16 protein-coding genes, 1 tRNA gene and 1 pseudogene are annotated in these 18,856 nt (G+C 68.8%); 8 read left to right on the forward strand and 10 right to left on the reverse strand.

Annotation, left to right across the window (positions count from 1 at the left end; all coding sequences use genetic code 11):
* Positions 1–132: 132 nt before the first annotated feature.
* The 4 genes from A5706_RS04235 to A5706_RS04250 form a co-directional block, all read right to left on the reverse strand.
* Positions 133–204, reverse strand: a tRNA-Val gene (locus tag A5706_RS04235).
* A gap of 65 nt (positions 205–269) precedes the next feature.
* Positions 270–731, reverse strand: coding sequence for a peroxiredoxin (locus A5706_RS04240; protein ID WP_068108913.1), 462 nt, complete (start codon positions 729–731; stop codon positions 270–272).
* The gene (locus A5706_RS04245) at positions 731–1,153 is read right to left on the reverse strand and encodes a DUF3052 domain-containing protein (RefSeq protein WP_068108916.1); all 423 of its coding nucleotides are present in this window, start codon (positions 1,151–1,153) and stop codon (positions 731–733) included. The genes A5706_RS04240 and A5706_RS04245 overlap by 1 nt, the downstream gene beginning before the upstream one ends.
* 93 nt (positions 1,154–1,246) lie before the next feature.
* The gene (locus tag A5706_RS04250) at positions 1,247–1,837 is read right to left on the reverse strand and encodes a hypothetical protein (protein ID WP_068108919.1); all 591 of its coding nucleotides are present in this window, start codon (positions 1,835–1,837) and stop codon (positions 1,247–1,249) included.
* A gap of 116 nt (positions 1,838–1,953) precedes the next feature.
* On the opposite strand from A5706_RS04250, the gene aceE reads away from it, so the two are divergent.
* The 7 genes from aceE to A5706_RS04285 all read left to right on the forward strand — a co-directional run bounded on the left by aceE (position 1,954) and on the right by A5706_RS04285 (position 11,714).
* Positions 1,954–4,743: a pyruvate dehydrogenase (acetyl-transferring), homodimeric type gene (aceE, locus tag A5706_RS04255; RefSeq protein ID WP_068127359.1), complete on the forward strand. Its 2,790-nt coding sequence runs from the start codon at positions 1,954–1,956 to the stop codon at positions 4,741–4,743.
* A gap of 121 nt (positions 4,744–4,864) precedes the next feature.
* On the forward strand, positions 4,865–6,190 hold the full coding sequence (locus tag A5706_RS04260) for a CdaR family transcriptional regulator (RefSeq protein WP_068127361.1): 1,326 nt from the start codon (positions 4,865–4,867) through the stop codon (positions 6,188–6,190).
* A 140-nt stretch (positions 6,191–6,330) separates the two neighbouring features.
* The gene (locus A5706_RS04265; RefSeq protein WP_068127363.1) at positions 6,331–7,239 is read left to right on the forward strand and encodes an ACP S-malonyltransferase; all 909 of its coding nucleotides are present in this window, start codon (positions 6,331–6,333) and stop codon (positions 7,237–7,239) included.
* Between the two features lie 80 nt (positions 7,240–7,319).
* Complete coding sequence (acpM, locus tag A5706_RS04270) at positions 7,320–7,667, forward strand: meromycolate extension acyl carrier protein AcpM (protein WP_068127367.1); 348 nt, start codon at positions 7,320–7,322, stop codon at positions 7,665–7,667.
* Positions 7,664–8,914 (forward strand): 3-oxoacyl-ACP synthase KasA, encoded by a 1,251-nt coding sequence (gene kasA, locus A5706_RS04275; protein WP_068127369.1) that lies wholly within the window; start codon positions 7,664–7,666, stop codon positions 8,912–8,914. The genes acpM and kasA overlap by 4 nt, the downstream gene beginning before the upstream one ends.
* Before the next feature lie 80 nt (positions 8,915–8,994).
* Positions 8,995–10,248, forward strand: a complete 1,254-nt coding sequence (gene kasB / locus A5706_RS04280) for a 3-oxoacyl-ACP synthase KasB (RefSeq protein WP_068127371.1) — start codon at positions 8,995–8,997, stop codon at positions 10,246–10,248.
* 44 nt (positions 10,249–10,292) lie between these two features.
* Complete coding sequence (locus tag A5706_RS04285) at positions 10,293–11,714, forward strand: acyl-CoA carboxylase subunit beta (protein WP_068108940.1); 1,422 nt, start codon at positions 10,293–10,295, stop codon at positions 11,712–11,714.
* A gap of 78 nt (positions 11,715–11,792) precedes the next feature.
* On the opposite strand, the gene A5706_RS04290 is transcribed toward A5706_RS04285, so the two are convergent.
* The 5 genes from A5706_RS04290 to A5706_RS04310 all read right to left on the reverse strand — a co-directional run bounded on the left by A5706_RS04290 (position 11,793) and on the right by A5706_RS04310 (position 16,985).
* Positions 11,793–12,536, reverse strand: coding sequence for a GDSL-type esterase/lipase family protein (locus A5706_RS04290; RefSeq protein ID WP_068127372.1), 744 nt, complete (start codon positions 12,534–12,536; stop codon positions 11,793–11,795).
* Positions 12,533–14,143 carry an FAD-dependent monooxygenase gene (locus A5706_RS04295; RefSeq protein ID WP_068127374.1) on the reverse strand — a complete coding sequence of 537 codons (1,611 nt, stop codon included), beginning with the start codon at positions 14,141–14,143 and terminating at the stop codon, positions 12,533–12,535. Before A5706_RS04295 ends, A5706_RS04290 begins: the two co-directional genes overlap by 4 nt.
* A 78-nt stretch (positions 14,144–14,221) precedes the next feature.
* The gene (locus A5706_RS04300) at positions 14,222–14,851 is read right to left on the reverse strand and encodes a TetR/AcrR family transcriptional regulator (protein ID WP_068127376.1); all 630 of its coding nucleotides are present in this window, start codon (positions 14,849–14,851) and stop codon (positions 14,222–14,224) included.
* A 41-nt stretch (positions 14,852–14,892) separates the two neighbouring features.
* Positions 14,893–16,428, reverse strand: coding sequence for a glycerol-3-phosphate dehydrogenase/oxidase (locus A5706_RS04305; RefSeq protein WP_068127378.1), 1,536 nt, complete (start codon positions 16,426–16,428; stop codon positions 14,893–14,895).
* Positions 16,416–16,985, reverse strand: coding sequence for a TetR/AcrR family transcriptional regulator (locus A5706_RS04310; RefSeq protein ID WP_068127380.1), 570 nt, complete (start codon positions 16,983–16,985; stop codon positions 16,416–16,418). The genes A5706_RS04305 and A5706_RS04310 overlap by 13 nt, the downstream gene beginning before the upstream one ends.
* A gap of 47 nt (positions 16,986–17,032) precedes the next feature.
* Between A5706_RS04310 and A5706_RS04315 the strand changes: the two are divergent.
* A pseudogene (locus A5706_RS04315) lies at positions 17,033–18,616 on the forward strand (FAD-binding oxidoreductase); the annotation flags it as partial.
* 89 nt (positions 18,617–18,705) lie between these two features.
* Here the strand turns inward: A5706_RS04315 and A5706_RS32015 are convergent.
* A partial coding sequence (locus A5706_RS32015; protein WP_156766949.1) for an FAD-linked oxidase C-terminal domain-containing protein occupies positions 18,706–18,856 on the reverse strand: 151 nt, incomplete at its 5' end.

An 18,856-nucleotide genomic window follows, 5' to 3' on the forward strand; every position in this document is an offset into this window, starting at 1 on the left:
CCGCTGATCGCGTCAGCCGTCAGCGCCCGCGCGTCAATCGTTGACCAAATAGGTTTGCACTCAACATGATTCGCGATTGTGCTCAGGGACCGCCACGCGGGAATTCGCCGTTCAAACGTGATTAAACAGCCGTGGGCGCGGACGGTATCGAACCGCCGACCGCTGGTGTGTAAAACCAGAGCTCTACCACTGAGCTACGCGCCCCGGACCCCGAGGGGTAACCCGGGTCCGCCGCAGGTTACACGCCTGAAGGCCGTGAACCCAAACATTCAGGCGCGCAACGCCGCCAACGCTTGAGTCCACAGCCGCTGGTCGCGTGATTCCCCGGGCTGTTTCATCTCGGCGAATCGGATTATCCCGGACCGGTCGACCACGAAGGTCCCGCGATTGGGGTAACCGGCGTCGGCGTTGAACACGTCGTAGGCCTGGCTGACCTCGCCGTGCGGCCAGAAATCCGACAGCACGGGGAACGTAAACCCGCTCTCGAGCGCCCAGATCTTGTGGGTGGGCGGCGGACCCACCGAGATCGCCAACGCCACGCTGTCGTCGTTCTCGAACTCGGGCAGGTGATCGCGCAGCAGATCGAGCTCACCCTGGCAGATCCCGGTGAATGCCAGCGGGAAAAAGATCAGCAGAACGTTTTTGTCGCCCCGGTAGGAGCTCAGGGTGACGGGCTGCTGGTTTTGGTCGCGCAAGGTGAAGTCGGGGGCGGTGGTGCCGACGGGCAGCATCAACGCTTCCCGGTCCGCGACTTGGGCTGCACCAGCTGGCTGGCGCTCCAGTCGCCCAGGTTGACCGACGAGGTCGGCATCAGGCCGGCGGTGGGGGCGGCCTCGGCGATCTCGGCGGGCAGCACGTGGCCGGGCTTGCCGGTCTTGGGCGTCAGCACCCAGATCACCCCGTCCTCGGCCAGCGGGCTGATCGCGTCCATCAGGGTGTCCACCAGGTCACCGTCCCCGTCGCGCCACCACAGCAGCACGACGTCAATTACCTCGTCGCTGTCCTCGTCGAGCAACTCGCTGCCGCAGGCCTCCTCGACCGCGGCCCGGATGTCGTCGTCGGTGTCCTCGTCCCAGCCCCACTCCTGAACAACCTGGTCCCGTTGGATGCCGAGTTTGCGAGCGTAGCTCGGGGCGTCATCCGCCGCGACCACCGTGGAGCCTCCTTAAGCCATTCGCGCGCCGTGTGATGGGAATTATCGTCGCATAGCCGCGACGCGGTCCATACCCGTCCCTCACCAGGCGCCTCAGTAGGACGCCAGGCAGAGTTTCAGCGCCTTCGTCTTGGTGTCGTTGAGCTGGTCGACCCGCCGGTTGAACTCCGCGATGGACGCATGCGTGCCGATGGCGTTGGCCACCCCGCGGGCCGCGTCGACATAGGCGTTGAACGCGTCCTTCAGCTGCTGCGACAGGGCATCGCTGAAGCTGTTGGAGACCGTGGTGGCGCTGTCGTTGAGCGCGCCGATCGCCGGGCCCTCGTTCGGGCCGGTGTTGCGGCCCGCGTTGAAGGCCGCGACGTAGTCGTTCACCCGGTCGATCGCGTCCTTGGCCGACGTGGCCAGCGTGTCGCACGAGGTGCGCACCGCCCTGGTCGTCAGCGACTGCTGGCGCTGCGACTCCTTCACGCGCGACGTGGCCGACGAGGCCGAAACGGACGCGGACACCGACTGCCGGTAGGCCGGGGCCACATTGGTGTCGGGCGTGGCGGTCCCCTTGGTGACGCTGGTACACCCCACGATCCCGATGGTCACCGCCGCGACACAGCCAAGCGCCAGCGCGCCTCGCTTGGGGATCTCCCCCAGGTGCATGCGAGGGACGGCACGCCATCCGATGAGCACGAGTGGAGACGTTACCGGGTCCGGATCCTCACCGCGGCTACCCGGCTGAAACGTTGGTGCGGCACGATAGGGAGGTACAACGCACGACGTTGCCCCGCCGACTACAGGAGCGGAAGTTGACCACCGAGTTCGCGCGCCACGATCTGGCGAAAACCCCAAGTAGCGCAAGCGAACCCGACCGCGTTCGGGTGATCCGCGAGGGCGTGGCGTCCTACCTGCCCGACATCGACCCCGACGAGACGTCGGAATGGCTCGAGTCCTTCGACGAACTGCTGGAGCGCTCGGGGCCGGCGCGGGCACGCTACCTGATGCTGCGGCTGCTGGAACGTTCCCGCGAGAAGCGCGTGGCGATTCCGTCGCTGACGTCGACCGACTACGTCAACACCATCCCGACCGAGTTGGAGCCGTGGTTCCCCGGCGACGAGGACGTCGAACGCCGCTACCGGGCGTGGATCCGGTGGAACGCCGCGATCATGGTGCACCGCGCCCAGCGCCCGGGAATCGGCGTGGGCGGCCATATTTCGACCTACGCCTCCTCGGCGGCGCTGTACGAGGTCGGCTTCAATCACTTCTTCCGCGGCAAGTCGCATCCCGGCGGCGGGGACCAGGTCTTCATCCAGGGCCACGCCTCCCCCGGCATCTACGCCCGCGCCTTCCTGGAGGGCCGGCTCAGCGAGGACCAGCTCGACGGCTTCCGCCAGGAGCACAGCCACGCCGGCGGCGGGCTGCCCTCCTACCCGCACCCGCGGCTGATGCCCGACTTCTGGGAGTTCCCCACCGTGTCGATGGGCCTGGGCCCGCTCAACGCCATCTATCAGGCGCGGTTCAACCACTACCTGCACGACCGCGGCATCAAGGACACCTCCGACCAGCACGTGTGGTGCTTTTTGGGCGACGGCGAGATGGACGAGCCGGAGAGCCGCGGCCTGGCGCACGTCGGGGCGCTCGAGGGCCTGGACAACCTGACCTTCGTGATCAACTGCAACCTGCAGCGCCTCGACGGCCCGGTGCGCGGCAACGGCAAGATCATCCAGGAGCTGGAGTCGTTCTTCCGCGGCGCGGGCTGGAACGTCATCAAGGTGGTGTGGGGCCGCGAGTGGGACGCCCTGCTGCACGCCGACAAGGACGGCGCCCTGGTCAACCTGATGAACACCACGCCCGACGGCGACTACCAGACCTACAAGGCCAACGACGGGGCCTACGTGCGCGACCACTTCTTCGGTCGCGACCCACGCACCAAGGCGCTGGTGGAGCAGATGACCGATTCGGAGATCTGGAACCTCAAGCGCGGCGGGCACGACTACCGCAAGGTGTACGCCGCCTACCGCGCCGCCGTCGACCACCAGGGGCAGCCGACGGTGATCCTGGCCAAGACCATCAAGGGCTACTCGCTGGGCGCGCACTTCCAGGGCCGCAACGCCACCCACCAGATGAAAAAGCTTGCGCTGCAAGACCTCAAGGACTTCCGCGACGCCATCCGGATCCCCATCAGCGACGCTCAGCTCGAAGAGGATCCCTACCTGCCGCCCTACTACCACCCGGGCCCCGACGCCCCGGAGATCCGCTACCTGCTCGACCGGCGCCGCGCGCTGGGCGGCTTCCTGCCGGAACGCCGGACCAAGGCCAAGGCGCTTTCGCTGCCGGGCCGCGACACCTATGCCGCGCTGAAGAAGGGGTCGGGCCACCAGGAGGTCGCCACCACCATGGCGACGGTGCGAACGTTCAAGGAAGTGTTGCGGCACAAGGAAGTTGGGCCGCGCATCGTGCCGATCATTCCCGACGAGGCGCGCACGTTCGGGATGGACTCGTGGTTCCCGTCGCTGAAGATCTACAACCGCCTCGGCCAGCTGTACACGGCCGTCGACGCGGAGCTGATGCTGGCCTACAAGGAAAGCGAAGTCGGCCAGATCCTGCACGAGGGCATCAACGAAGCGGGCTCGGTGGGCTCGTTCGTCGCGGCCGGCACGTCGTATGCGACGCACAACGAGCCGATGATCCCGATCTACATCTTCTATTCCATGTTCGGGTTCCAACGCACCGGCGACGGGCTGTGGGCCGCGGCCGACCAGATGGCGCGCGGCTTCCTGCTCGGGGCTACCGCGGGGCGCACCACGCTGACCGGTGAGGGCCTGCAGCACGCCGACGGCCACTCGTTGCTGCTGGCGGCCACGAATCCGGCGGTGGTGTCCTACGACCCGGCGTTCGCCTTCGAGATCGCCTACATCGTGGAGAGCGGGCTGGCCCGCATGTTCGGCGACAACCCGGAGAACGTGTTCTTCTACATCACCGTCTACAACGAGCCGTACGTGCAGCCGCCCGAGCCGGAAAACTTCGATCCCGAGGGCGTGTTGCGCGGCATCTACCGCTACCGCGCCGCCACCGAAAAGCGGGCCAACAGGGCGCAGATCCTGGCCTCCGGGGTCGCCATGCCGTCGGCGCTGCAGGCGGCCGAGATGCTGGCCGCCGAATGGGACGTCGCCGCCGACGTCTGGTCGGTGACCAGCTGGGGCGAGTTGAACCGCGACGGCGTCAACGTGGAGCGGGCCCGGCTGCGCCACCCGGATCAGCCGGCCGGCACCCCCTACGTGACCCGGGCCCTCGCGGACGCCAGCGGCCCCGTCATCGCGGTGTCGGACTGGATGCGCGCCGTACCCGAGCAGATCCGCCCGTGGGTGCCGGGCACCTTCGTCACGCTGGGCACCGACGGGTTCGGCTTCTCCGACACCCGGCCCGCCGCGCGGCGCTTCTTCAACACCGACGCCGAGTCGCAGGTCGTCGCGGTGCTCGAGGCGCTGGCCCGCGACGGCGAGATCGACCCGTCCGTGCCGGTCGCGGCCGCCCGCCAGTACCGCATCGACGACGTCATGGCCGCGCCAGAGCAGACGTCGGACCCGGGGGTGGCCTGACATTCAAGCCCCGCCAGCGCCCCGCCAGCCGGGCGCTGGGCCGCCAGTGCCCGGCCAGCCGGGGCCCCGACGCACCCTCCCCTTTGGCGAATAGTTCCAAAAAATGGCGTAGGTTTTAGGGGTGAATGACAACCCCTTCGCCGGCCCGTTCGCCAAGCACCCGCGGTCACCGCTCGAACTGCTGGACACGGTCCCGGAGCCTTTGCTGCGCCGCCTGAAGCAGTACTCCGGCCGGCTGGCCACCGAGGCGGTGTCGGTCATGGGCGATCGGTTGCCGTTCTTCGCCGACCTGGAGGCCTCGCAGCGGGCCAGCGTGGCCCTGGTGGTGCAGACGGCCATCAACAACTTCGTCGAGTGGATGCAGGACCCGCACAGCGACGTCAGCTACACCGCGCAGGCCTTCGAATTGGTGCCGCAGGACCTCGCCCGCCGCATCGCGCTGCGCGACAGCGTGGACCTGGCCCGCGTCACGATGGAGTTCTTCGAGGAGGTCGTGCCCCTGGTGGCCCGCTCCGAGGAGCAGCTGACGGCGTTGACGGTCGGCATCCTGAAGTACAGCCGCGACCTGGCGTTCACCGCGGCCTCGTCCTACGCGAACGCGGCCGAGGCGCGCGGCACCTGGGACAGCCGGATGGAGGCCAGCGTCGTCGACGCGGTCGTCCGCGGCGACACCGGCCCGGAGCTGCTGTCCCGCGCCGCGGCGCTGAACTGGGACACCACCGCCCCGGCGACGGTCGTCGTCGGGATCCCGGCCCCGGATCGTGGCGGCTCGAACGGCGACGGCAGCACCCAGCGGGCCAGCCAGAGCGTCCGTGACATCGCCGCGCATCACGGCCGGGCGGCGCTCACCGACGTGCACGGCACCTGGCTGGTGGCGATCGTGTCCGGCCAACTATCGCTAACCGACAAATTCCTGGGCGACCTGCTGAACGCGCTGTCGGACGGCCCGGTGGTGATCGGCCCGACGGCGCCCATGCTGACCGCGGCCTACCACAGCGCCAGCGAGGCGATCTCCGGGATGAACGCCGTCGCCGGCTGGCGGGGGGCACCGCGGCCCGTGCTGGCCCGCGAACTGCTGCCCGAACGCGCCCTGATGGGCGACGCGTCGGCGATCGTGGCGCTGCACACCGACGTGATGGGGCCGCTCGCCGCGGCCGGGCCCACGCTGATCGAGACGCTCGACGCGTACTTGGATTGTGGCGGCGCGATTGAGGCTTGTGCCAGAAAGTTGTTCGTTCATCCAAACACCGTGCGGTACCGGCTCAAGCGCATCACCGACTTCACCGGGCGTGATCCCACCCAGCCACGCGACGCATACGTGCTGCGTGTGGCGTCGACGGTGGGCCAGTTGAACTACCCCGCACAGCCGTCCAGCATCGACAACAACGCCTTGGCGCCGGTCCCGCTGCCGGTCAGGAGTGGTGTGGCGGGGACGGGCGAGCGATAGTGATTCAGGCAACAGATCGCAGGCCGGTATCAAAACCGTAGCTTACGGGGCGATTTTGTAGGGTGCTCACAAAAACCTAAGACGAGGTTCATAATCTGTTACACCCGCCAAAACCGTTTCCACAGTGTTCTCTTAAACACGTGATTGCATTGCTTGCGCCCGGACAGGGTTCGCAGACGGAGGGGATGCTGTCGCCGTGGTTGGAGCTGCCAGGCGCCGCAGACCAGCTGGCCCTGTGGTCCAAGGCCAGCGGCCTGGACCTGGTTCGGCTCGGGACCACCGCATCGACCGAGGAGATCACCGACACCGCGGTCGCCCAGCCCCTGATCGTCGCGGCCACGCTGCTCGCGCACCAGGAGTTGACCAGGCGTGAGCTGCTGGTCGGTGAGGAATTCATCGTCGCCGGCCACTCCGTCGGGGAAATCGCGGCCTACGCCATCGCCGGCGTGCTGGCTGCCGATGACGCCGTCGCGCTGGCCGCCACCCGCGGCGCCGAGATGGCCAAGGCTTGCGCCATCGAGCCCACCGGTATGTCCGCGGTGCTCGGCGGTGACGAGGCCGAGGTGCTGAGCCGCCTCGAGGAGCTCGACCTGTTCCCCGCCAACCGCAACGCGCCCGGGCAGATCGTCGCCGCGGGCCCGCTGGGCGCGCTGGAGAAGCTCGCCGAGGACCCACCGGCCAAGGCCCGCGTCCGCGCGCTCGGCGTCGCCGGGGCCTTCCACACCAAGTACATGGCTCCGGCCCTGGACGGTTACGCCGCCGCGGCGGCCGCCGTCGCGACCGCGGAGCCCACCGCCACGCTGCTGTCCAATCGGGACGGAAAGCCCGTCGCCTCGGCGGCGGCAGCGATGGACACGCTCGTCGCCCAACTGACCCAGCCGGTGCGCTGGGATCTGTGCAGCGAGACGATGCGTGCGCACGAAATCGCGGCGATCGTGGAGTTTCCCCCGGCGGGGACGCTCACCGGCATCGCCAAGCGCGAACTTCGGGGGGTTACGGCCCGTGCCGTGAAGTCACCCGCAGATCTGGACGAGTTGGCAAGCCTCTAGACCGCCGGCTTTTCGCCAGGAAATAAAAACTGCAAACGTCAATCCGATTTGCACACAACACATTACGAAGGGAACAGGCCGTGGCCGTCACTCAGGAAGAAATTATCGCCGGTATCGCCGAGATCATCGAAGAGGTGACCGGTATCGAGCCCTCCGAGGTCACCCCGGAGAAGTCGTTCGTCGACGACCTGGACATCGACTCGCTGTCGATGGTTGAGATCGCGGTGCAGACCGAGGACAAGTACGGCGTGAAGATCCCCGACGAGGACCTGGCCGGCCTGCGCACCGTCGGTGACGTCGTCGCCTACATCCAGAAGCTCGAGGAAGAGGACCCCGAGGCCGCCGCCGCGCTGCGCGCCAAGATCGAGTCCGAGAACCCCGACGCCGTTGCCAACGTCAAGGCGAGGCTGGAAGCGGACAGCAAGTGACCAAGCCTTCCACTGCTAATGGCGGTTACCCCAGCGTTGTGGTAACCGCCGTCACGGCGACGACATCTATCGCGCCGGACATCGAGAGCACGTGGAAGGGTTTGTTGGCCGGCGAGAGCGGCATCCACGTACTCGAAGACGAGTTCGTCACGAAGTGGGACCTGCCCGTCAAGATCGGTGGACACCTCAAGGAGCCCGTCGATAACCACATGGGCAGGCTCGACATGCGCCGCATGTCCTACGTCCAGCGGATGAGCAAGCTGCTGTCCGGTCAGCTCTGGGAAAGCGCCGGCAGCCCCGATGTCGACCCCGACCGGTTCTCCGTCGTGGTCGGCACGGGCCTGGGCGGTGCCGAGCGGATCGTCGAGAGCTATGACCTGATGAACGAGGGCGGGCCCCGCAAGGTGTCGCCGCTCGCCGTTCAGATGATCATGCCCAACGGCGCCGCGGCCACCGTCGGCCTGCAGCTCGGTGCTCGCGCCGGCGTGATGACCCCGGTCTCGGCGTGTTCGTCGGGCTCGGAAGCAATCGCGCACGCGTGGCGTCAAATAGTCATGGGTGACGCTGACGTCGCCGTGGCGGGCGGCGTGGAGGGTCCCATCGAGGCGCTGCCCATCGCGGCGTTCTCGATGATGCGGGCCATGTCGACCCGCAACGACGAGCCCGAGCGGGCCTCGCGTCCGTTCGACAAGGACCGTGACGGCTTCGTGTTCGGCGAGGCCGGTGCGCTCATGCTCATCGAGACCGAGGAGCATGCCAAGGCCCGCGGCGCCAAGCCGCTGGCCCGGCTGCTGGGTGCCGGTATCACTTCGGACGCCTTCCACATGGTGGCGCCCGCCGCGGACGGTGTTCGTGCCGGTCGTGCGATGACGCGGTCGTTGGAGCTGGCGGGCTTGTCCGCCAAGGACATTGACCACGTGAACGCGCACGGGACGGCGACACCGATCGGCGACGCCGCGGAGGCCAATGCGCTCCGTGTCGCCGGTTGCGAGCACGCCGCGGTGTATGCGCCAAAGTCGGCGCTGGGCCACTCGATCGGCGCGGTAGGCGCGCTGGAATCCGTTTTGACGGTATTGACCCTTCGGGACGGCGTCATACCGCCCACGTTGAACTACGAAACACCCGATCCCGAGATCGACCTGGATGTGGTCGCGGGCGAACCTCGCTACGGCGAATTCCGTTACGCGATTAACAACTCGTTCGGCTTCGGCGGTCACAACGTGGCGCTCGCCTTCGGGCGCTACTGAGGCAGGACGTCCGGCGACCCCGCGGCCAAAGACGGCCCGCAGAGGAGCCGGACAACACGGAAGGAACGATCGCTAGAGCCATGACGGAGCTGGTTACGGGGAAAGCGCTCCCCAACGTAGTGGTTACCGGCATTGCCATGACAACCGCACTTGCGACAGACGCGGAGAACACGTGGAAGCTGTTGTTGGACGGCCAAAGCGGCATCCGCACCCTCGACGACCCGTTCGTCGAGGAGTTCGACCTGCCGGTCCGCATCGGCGGGCACCTGTTGGAGGAATTCGACAGTCAGCTCACGCGCGTCGAGCTGCGCCGGATGGGCTACCTGCAGAAGATGTCCACCGTCTTGAGCCGGCGGCTGTGGGAGAACGCCGGCAACCCGGAGCTCGACACCGACCGGTTGGCGGTGTCCATCGGCACCGGGCTGGGCTCGGCCGAAGAGCTCGTCTTCAGCTACGACGAGATGCGCGCTCGCGGCATGAAGGCGGTCTCGCCGCTGGCGGTGCAGAAGTACATGCCCAACGGCGCCGCCGCGGCGGTGGGGCTGGAACGGCACGCCAAAGCCGGTGTGATGACGCCGATCTCGGCGTGCGCGTCGGGTTCGGAGGGCATCGCGCGGGCGTGGCAGCAGATCGTGCTCGGTGAGGCCGACGCCGCGATCTGCGGTGGCGTGGAGACCCGGATCGAGGCGGTGCCCATCGCCGGGTTCGCCCAGATGCGCATCGTGATGTCGACCAACAACGACGACCCCCCCGGTGCGTGCCGCCCGTTCGACAAGGACCGTGACGGCTTCGTGTTCGGCGAGGCCGGGGCGCTGATGTTGATCGAGACCGAGGAGAGCGCTAAGGCTCGTGGCGCCAACATCCTGGCCCGGATCATGGGGGCAAGCATCACCTCCGACGGCTTCCACATGGTGGCGCCGGATCCCAACGGCGAGCGCGCCGGACACGCGATGACGCGGGCGATCCAGCTCGCGGGCCTCACGCCCGGCGACATCGACCACATCAACGCCCACGCCACCGGCACCCAGGTCGGCGACCTGGCCGAGGGCCGCGCCATCAACAACGCGCTGCGCGGCCACAAGCCGGCGGTATACGCGCCCAAGTCCGCTCTCGGCCATTCGGTGGGTGCGGTCGGCGCGGTGGAGTCGATCCTGACCGTGCTCGCGTTGCGGGAGCAGGTGATCCCGCCGACACTGAACCTCGTCAACCTCGATCCGGAGATCGATCTGGACGTGGTGGCGGGCAAGCCGCGGCCGGGCAACTACAAGTACGCGATCAACAACTCGTTCGGATTCGGCGGTCACAACGTGGCGATCGCTTTCGGGCGGTACTAAACCCGCCCTATAGCCCGGGCACACTCGGAATCAGGAGACCTGCGATGACAATCATGGCCCCCTCGTCGGTTGGTGAGTCGCTCGACCCTCGGGATCCGTTGCTGCGCCTGAGCAATTTCTTCGACGACGGCAGCGTGGAACTCCTGCACGAGCGTGACCGCTCGGGCGTGCTGGCCGCGGCGGGGACCGTAAACGGCCTGCGCACCATCGCGTTCTGCACCGACGGCACCGTGATGGGCGGCGCGATGGGCATCGAGGGATGCACACACATCGTCAACGCCTACGACACCGCCATCGAGGAACAGAGCCCGATCGTGGGCATCTGGCACTCCGGCGGCGCCCGGTTGGCCGAGGGGGTCCGGGCGCTGCACGCGGTCGGGCTGGTGTTCGAGGCCATGATCCGCGCGTCGGGCTACATTCCGCAGGTTTCGGTCGTCGTCGGCTTCGCCGCCGGCGGCGCCGCCTACGGACCGGCGCTGACGGACGTCGTGGTGATGGCGCCCGAAAGCCGGGTGTTCGTCACCGGACCCGACGTGGTGCGCAGCGTCACCGGTGAAGACGTCGACATGGCGTCGCTCGGCGGCCCGGAAACGCACCACAAGAAGTCCGGGGTGTGCCACATCGTCGCCGACGACGAGCTCGACGCCTACGAGCGTGGCCGCCGGCTGGTCGGATTGTTCTGCCAGCAGGGACATTTCGACCGCAGCAAGGCCGAGGCCGGCGACACCGACATCCACGCGCTGCTGCCCGAGTCGGCGCGGCGGGCCTACGACGTGCATCCGATCGTGACCGCGATCCTGGACTCCGACACACCGTTCGACGAGTTCCAGGCCAACTGGGCGCCGTCCATGGTGGTCGGGCTCGGCCGGTTGTCCGGCCGCACCGTCGGCGTGCTGGCCAACAACCCGCTGCGGCTCGGCGGCTGCCTGAACTCCGAAAGCGCCGAGAAGGCAGCACGTTTCGTGCGGCTGTGCGACGCGTTCGGGATCCCGCTGATCGTGGTCGTCGACGTGCCCGGTTACCTGCCGGGTGTCGACCAGGAGTGGGGTGGCGTGGTGCGCCGCGGCGCCAAGCTGCTGCACGCGTTCGGCGAGGCCACCGTGCCCCGGGTCACCCTGGTCACCCGAAAGACCTACGGCGGGGCCTACATCGCGATGAACTCCCGCTCGTTGAACGCGACCAAGGTGTTCGCCTGGCCGGACGCCGAGGTCGCCGTGATGGGCGCCAAGGCGGCCGTCGGCATCCTGCACAAGAAGAAGCTGGCCGCCGCGGCCGACCACGAACGCGAGGCGCTGCACGACGAATTGGCCGCCGAGCACGAGCGGATCGCCGGCGGCGTCGACAGCGCCATCGAGATCGGGGTGGTCGACGAGAAAATCGACCCGGCGCACACCCGCAGCAAGCTCACCGAGGCTCTGGCCCAGGCGCCGGCTCGCCGCGGACGCCACAAGAACATCCCGCTGTAATTTCTCGCGCGAGCAGACGCAAAAGCCCCCGACACGCCGAGCGTGCGGGGGCTTTTGCGTCTGCTCGCGGTGGGTACCTCAGGAGTCCAGGAACCGCTGAACTGCCTCGGTGAGTATGCGGCCGCCGTTGGTGTTGAGATGAATGCCGTCGATGTGGAACTGCCAGCCGTTACGCCGGGCGATCTCGTCGAAGCTTTGGCGTAGCACCATTTCCCGCCACAGGTAGTCGCGGTACAGCGACGCGAAGGAAAACCGGGTGAACGGTTTTGTCGTCGCCGCCGCGGTGAGGCGCTCCTGGAATGCTTCGTAGAACGGGATGTAGTCCGTGGACTCCCGGGCGGCCGCTTCGCGGATGATGCCGTTGTACGTGGCGAACAGGTCGTTGAGCCGCGCCTGCACTGGATGGTGTGAGCCGGGCGCTTCCCCCACCGGGGCAAGGGAACTCAGCGCGACCCTGGCGTTGGTCTCCTTTCGCAGCCGGCGCACGATGACGGCCAGGTTGTCGCCGAACCGCTCCGGTGTCGGTTCTTCCCGAAGCCCCTTCCACATGCGAGCGAATCGCCGGAAGTTAACAAAGACGCTCGCCATGATGTCGTTGGTGCCGATCAGCACGATGACCCGGTCCGGCCGGCGCGCGATCACCCGGTCCAGGCGCCGGACGGCGTTGACCGACAGATCCCCGCCGACGCCGAGGTTGACGAACCGAAACCGGTTGTTGCGGGGCCGCTTTTCCAGCTCGCCGATCCACTTGTAGGTTCCCCTCGACGCGGTCGTGCTCGACCCCAGGCACGCCACCGTTTCGGAACGCGGCGGGTCGGTCATGGCGCGCGGCCGAGGATGCGGCACAGCACCCGAGCGAGCTCGTCATCGGGTGAGCGCGGGACCTCGTCGGCGCGCCAAGCGACGAAGTCGTCGGGTCGCACCAACAACGCCGCGTCGGGCGCGAGCCCTGCGGCGGCGGCCCACGAGCCGTCGGTGTCGAGCGCGGCGCCGATGCGCCGCACGGTGATTGGGACGCCGGCGGCCTTCGACGCGCAGGCCGCGGCGTCCGACCATGCGGCGTCGTCGTCTCCGGTGAGCAGCGTGAAGCCGGGCCCGAGCAGATCGAGGGTGGAGACCCGCTTCCCGCCGTCGACGACCCAGGCATGCGGGACGCGGGTGCCCGGCTGCCCACGCAATTCGTCCACCAGCGACACGGCGTCGGCATCCGGCGGAACGGGATCGTCGGAAACCACTGCGGCAGAACGGTATCGGTATCCGATCAGCAGCGCGAACATCGGCGCCTCTTCGTCCGGCGGCAATAGCGGCCGGTCGTCGTCCAACCGCAGGAAGGCCAGCGACGGCCCGGTGAGCGACTGGCGCGCGTTGAAGCGCCCGACCGGGTGCCGCTCGGCATGGTAGGTGCCCAACAACGCCGGGTCGGCGGTCCCGTTCAAGACGCTGGCCAGCTTCCAGGCCAGGTTGTGCGCGCTCTGGATGGCCGTGTTGGCTCCGCCGGCCTTGAACGGCGGCATGGTGTGCGCCGAGTCACCGACGAGAAACACTCGGCCACAGCGGAATTGGTCGGCGACCCGCTCGTACGGCTGCCACGGCGCGACGTCGATGATCTCCACGTCGATCGGCTCGCCGATCGCTTTCGTCAGCATCTCGCGGCACCGCTGCGCGGTGAACTGTTCGGCGGATTCGCCGCGGGCGGGAAAGTAGGTGTTGATGAACATTCCGAAGTCGTCGCGCACCGGCAGAAAGATGCCCTCCACGTCCGGGTTTTTGACTTGGATCCCGTCCCCCGGACCGAGGTCGCCGACGAATTTTCGCCACGGCGCCCGGAAGTAGACGAACACGACATAGATCGGCAGCGCCCCGTAGCCGGAGGTCGTCACGCCCAGCGCGTCACGGATCGGACTGTGCACGCCGTCGGCGGCGACGAGATAGTCGGCGCGTACCGCCTCGGTCGCGCCCGACTCGCGATCGCGGATGACCGCGGTGACGCCGGTGGCGTCTTGTTCAAACGAGCCCAACTCGGTGTTGTAGCGCGCCTCGCTGCCGTGCCGGCGGATGTGGGTGAGCAGGATCGGTTCGAAGGCGCTCTGCGGGCAGTACTGGCCGCCGGGCTCCGGGCTGAGATCCTCAAACGGCGCGAAGATCGCGTTGACGTCGAGCGCCTGATGCTGTTCGGCGCTGTTGAGCGTCGGCTTGCTCAGCATGTCGGAAACGCCGTGGGCGATCGCGTGGACCTCGTCGGCCAATCCAAGGCCGCGCAGGATCTCCAGGCTGCGGAAGCTCAGGTTGCGCGCCTTCGGGTAGATGAACACCTCGCCGCGCTTTTCGACCACCAGCGAGCGGACACCGTGTTTGGCGAGCAACGCGGAGGTGGCCAGCCCGGCGGCTCCGGCGCCAACGATCAGAACCGGGACATGCTTCACGTTCATCGCCGCCTCCCGTCTACGCGGAACGGCTTAGTTCCGCTTAGGTTCCAATGTGGCACGGCACGGCGAAATGCGCAACAACTACGGCGCCGGTCCCCCGGCCATCGGCAAGATCACGTCTTCGAGCATGCGCCGGACATAGACCCGGTCGATCGGACGTCCGGTGATCACCCGCAGCACGTTGAGGCCCAGCGCGACGTCGGGGATCAGGCTGAGGTCGCGGCCGGCCGGGATTTCCCCGCGAGCCACCGCATGGTCGAGCACCGCGCGGACCACCTGCCGCGGGGTGGACAGCACCAGGTCGTCCAGGGCGGCCGCCAGGACGGGGTTGTGCATGGCCGCCGTCGCCACCCCGACAACCACCCGAATCATGTGGGTGTCAGCGTCATTCAAGTCGGGAGTGGCGGCAACCAGCGCGTCGATGTCACCGCGAAGGCTGCCGGTATTGGGCGGTTCGACGGGTCCCAGGCGCCGCCTCCAATGCGCGATCGCGTCGGCGACGACCACCTCCTTCGACGGCCAGCGACGGTAGATCGCCGCCTTCCCGACGCCCGCGCGCGATGCGATGTCGTCCATGCTCAACCGGTCATAGCCGACTTCGGCGACGCCCGCCAGGGTCGCGTCGAGGATGGCCGCGTCCAGCGAGCGATCGAGGCGTCCCGGACTGCGGGTCCGGCTCGACACGCTCGCCTGGCCGCTATCGCGCTTCATATGCTCCTCACGATACGGACTAGTTCCGTTCAATGATATCTTCAGCCGAAGCTCGCCACGAATTCCTTGGCCACTCCGACCACCCGCTCGCGATCGCGCGCAACCAGGCCGATCCGGGTCCGCCGGTCGAGAATGTCGTCGACGTCCAGGGCGCACTCGTGGGTGACGGCGTACTCGAACTCCGCGCGGGTCACGTCGATGCCCTCGGCGACGGGCTCGGTCGGCCGGTCGCAGGTCGCCTGAGCGATGACGTGGGACGCCTCGGCGCCGTAGCGCGCCACCAGCGACGCCGGCAGGACGCCCGAACCGGCGGACGGCCCGGGATTGCCCGGCGCCCCGATCAGCGGCAGGTTGCGGGTCCGGCAGTCGCCCGCCCGCAACCCCCGCCGGCCGATGGCGAAGTCCAGGACGTCCTCCGCCATGTAGCGGTATTCGGTCAGCTTGCCGCCAATCACGCTGATCGCGCCCGACGGGGCCTCGACGACGGCGTGCTCGCGCGACACGTCGGCGGTGCGGCCCTCGCCGGTGTCGATCAGCGGCCGCAGGCCCGCGTAGGCGCCGATCACGTCGGCGGTGCCGAGCTCGCTGCCCAGCGCGGTGTTCACGGTGTCCAGCAGGAACGCGATCTCCGCGTCGGACGGCTCCGGCACGTCGGGAATCGGGCCGGGCGCGGCTTCATCGGTCAGGCCCAGATACACCCGGCCCAGTTGCTCGGGCATGGCGAACACGAAGCGATTGAGCTCGCCGGGAATCGGAATGGTAAGCGCCGCAGTCGGATTCCCGAAGGCACCCGCGTCGAAGACGAGGTGCGTCCCGCGGCTGGGCCGTAGCCGCAACGAGCCGTCGATCTCGCCCGCCCACACCCCGGCCGCGTTGATGACCGCGCGGGCCGACACGTCGAACGACTGCCCCGTGCGCTGATCGGTCAGCCGCACCGAGGTGCCCGACGCCTCCGAGGCCGCGACGTAGGTCAGGATCCGCGCGCCGCGCTGCGCCGCCGTCCGCGCGACCGCGGTGACCAGCCGTGCGTCGTCGATCAGCTGCCCGTCGTAGGCCAGCAAGCCGCCGTCCAGGCCGTCGCGCCGAACCGTGGGCGCCATCTCTACGGCGCGCTGCGCCGAGATGCGCCGCGACCGCGGCAGCACCGACGACGGCGTCCCCGCCAGCGCCCGCAGCGTGTCGCCGGCCAGGAACCCGGCGCGCACCAGAACCCGCTTGGCGTGACTGAGCGACGGCAGCAACGGCACCAGCTGCGGCATCGCGTGGACGAGATGGGGGGCGTTGCGCGTCATCAGGATTCCGCGCTCGATGGCGCTGCGCCGGGCAATGCCGACGTTGCCGGTCGCCAGGTAGCGCAGGCCGCCGTGCACCAGCTTGGAGCTCCAGCGGCTGGTGCCGAACGCCAGGTCGTGCTTTTCCACCAGCGCCACCCGCAGGCCCCGCGACGCGGCGTCCAGCGCGATCCCCACCCCGGTGATGCCGCCGCCGATCACGACGACGTCCAGCGGCTCGCCGTCGGCCAGTGCCGTCAGGTCGGCCGTGCGGCGCGCCGCGTTCAACGCGGTCACGACAGGTATCCGTTCAGCGAGTAGGCGAGTTCGGCGGCCAGCGCGTCGGCGTCGAGGATCGGGCGGACGATCCGTTCGGATTGGATGGTCGACTGGGCGATGAGCAACACCATCGTGGCCATCTGCAGCGGGTCCCCGGCGCGGACGCTGCCGTGCCGCTGGGCCGCGCGCAGCCGCTCGGCCAGGGCGTCGATCAGCATCTGCTGGCTGGCCCCGAGGCGCTCGGTGATGTAGATCGGCGCCAGCTCCGAGTGCATCACCGACATCACCAGCTCGTCGTGGCGGAGCAGGTCGGCAACCGTAACGATCTGTCGCACAAGGGATTCCCGGTCGTCGCCCTGCAGCGGCGCGTCGCGCATCACGCCGACGATGCGCTGGGTCAGCAGCGCCGCGACGATCGACTTGGTGTCCGGCCAGCGCCGGTACACCGTGGGCCGGCTGACACCGGCCCGCCGGGCGATCTCGGCCAGGGTCACCCGGTCCACCCCGAAGTCCACCACGCAGCTGGCCGCGGCCGTCAGAATCCGGTCGCGGGTGTCCGGCTGTGCGTTACTGATTGACAGCATGTGTAATACTGTAACGCATGACGCACGCCGAGCAACTCCTCCCCCCGATGAAATGGAACGCGTGGGGGGATCCCGCCGCCGCGAAGCCGCTCTCCGAGGGCATCCGCTCACTGCTGAAACAGGCGGTGGGACTGCAGGATTCGGACCGACCCGACCTCGACGCCGACGAGGTGAAGCTGCGCCCGTCAGCGTTGTCACAAGCCGACAAAGACGCGCTGGCCGGCATCGTCGGCGCCGCGCACTGCCGCACCGGCGACCGCGACCGGCTGCTGCGCGCCGGCGGCAAATCCACACTCGACCTGCTGCGCCGCAAGGACACCGGCGTGCAGGACGCGCCCGACGCCGTGTTGCTGCCCGGGGATGACGACACCGTCGGCGCCATCCTGCGGTACTGCTCCGAGCACCGCATCGCCGTGATCCCGTTCGGCGGCGGCACCAGCGTGGTCGGCGGTCTCGACCCCACCCGCGGCGAATTCGGCGCCGTGGTGTCGCTCGACCTGCGCCGCTTCGACCGGCTCATCGAGCTCGACGAGGTGTCCGGCCAGGCCGTCTTCGGGGCCGGGGTCACCGGACCGGACGCCGAACGCCTGCTCGGCGAACGCGGGTTTTCCCTCGGACACTTCCCGCAGAGCTTCGAGTACGCCACGATCGGCGGCTTCGCCGCGACCCGGTCCTCCGGTCAGGACTCGGCCGGCTACGGCCGGTTCAACGACATGGTTCGCGGCCTGCGGATGGTCACCCCCGTCGGCACGATGGAGCTGGGCCGCGCACCGGAATCGGCCGCCGGCCCCGACCTGCGCCAGCTGCTGCTCGGCTCGGAGGGAACGTTCGGCGTCATCACCCAGGTGAGCCTGCGCGTGCACCGCGTGCCCGAGGCCGTGCGCTACGAGGGGTGGTCGTTTCCCGATTTCGAGACCGGAACCGCGGCCCTGCGCGCCGTCACCCAGAATGCCACCGGCCCCACCGTCATTCGGCTCTCCGACGAGGTCGAGACGGGGGTCAACCTCGCCACCACCGAGGCGATCGGCGAAAGCCAGATCACCGGCGGCTGCCTGGGCATCACCGTGTTCGAGGGCACCAAGGAGCACGTCGAGAGCCGGCACGCCGAGACCAGCGCGCTGCTGGCGGCCCGCGGCGGCACGTCGCTGGGCGAGGAGCCGGCGCAGGCCTGGGAGCGGGGCCGGTTCGCCGCGCCGTACCTGCGCGACTCGCTGCTGTCCGCGGGAGCGCTCTGCGAGACCCTCGAGACCGCCACCGACTGGTCGAACGTGCCAAGGCTGAAAACCGCTGTCACCGAAGCGCTTACGAGCGCGCTGGCCGAATCCGGCACACCCGCGCTGGTGATGTGCCACATCTCGCACGTCTACCCCACCGGCGCGTCGCTCTACTTCACGATCGTCGCCGGGCAGCGCGGCAACCCGATCGAGCAGTGGTGGGCCGCCAAGAAGGCCGCCTCGGACGCGATCGTCGCCGCCGGCGGCACCATCACCCACCATCATTCGGTCGGCGCCGACCACCGGCCCTGGATGCGCGACGAAGTCGGCGAGCTCGGCGGCAACCAGGTGGCGCGCGTCCTCGGCGTCGTCGCCGATGATCTCGATGACCTGCACGCCCCGCTCGTGCAGCCGGGCGATCGCGACCTGCGCGGCGCGGATCGCGGCGCCGTGACCCGAGACGGGATTGGTCAGCGCGGTCACCTTGCCGATCTCGCGCTGAGCGTTCACGGAATCAGCTTGCCCGGGTTGAGGATTCCGGCCGGGTCGAGCGTCGCCTTGACCGCGCGCAGGACCTGCACGCCGAGCTCGCCGACTTCGTCGCGCATCCAGGGCCGGTGGTCGGCGCCGACCGAATGATGGTGGGTGATGGTGCCG

Origin of the sequence: Mycobacterium sp. E796 (assembly GCF_001672815.1) — a bacterium.
In the GTDB taxonomy this organism is placed as follows: Bacteria; Actinomycetota; Actinomycetes; order Mycobacteriales; family Mycobacteriaceae; genus Mycobacterium.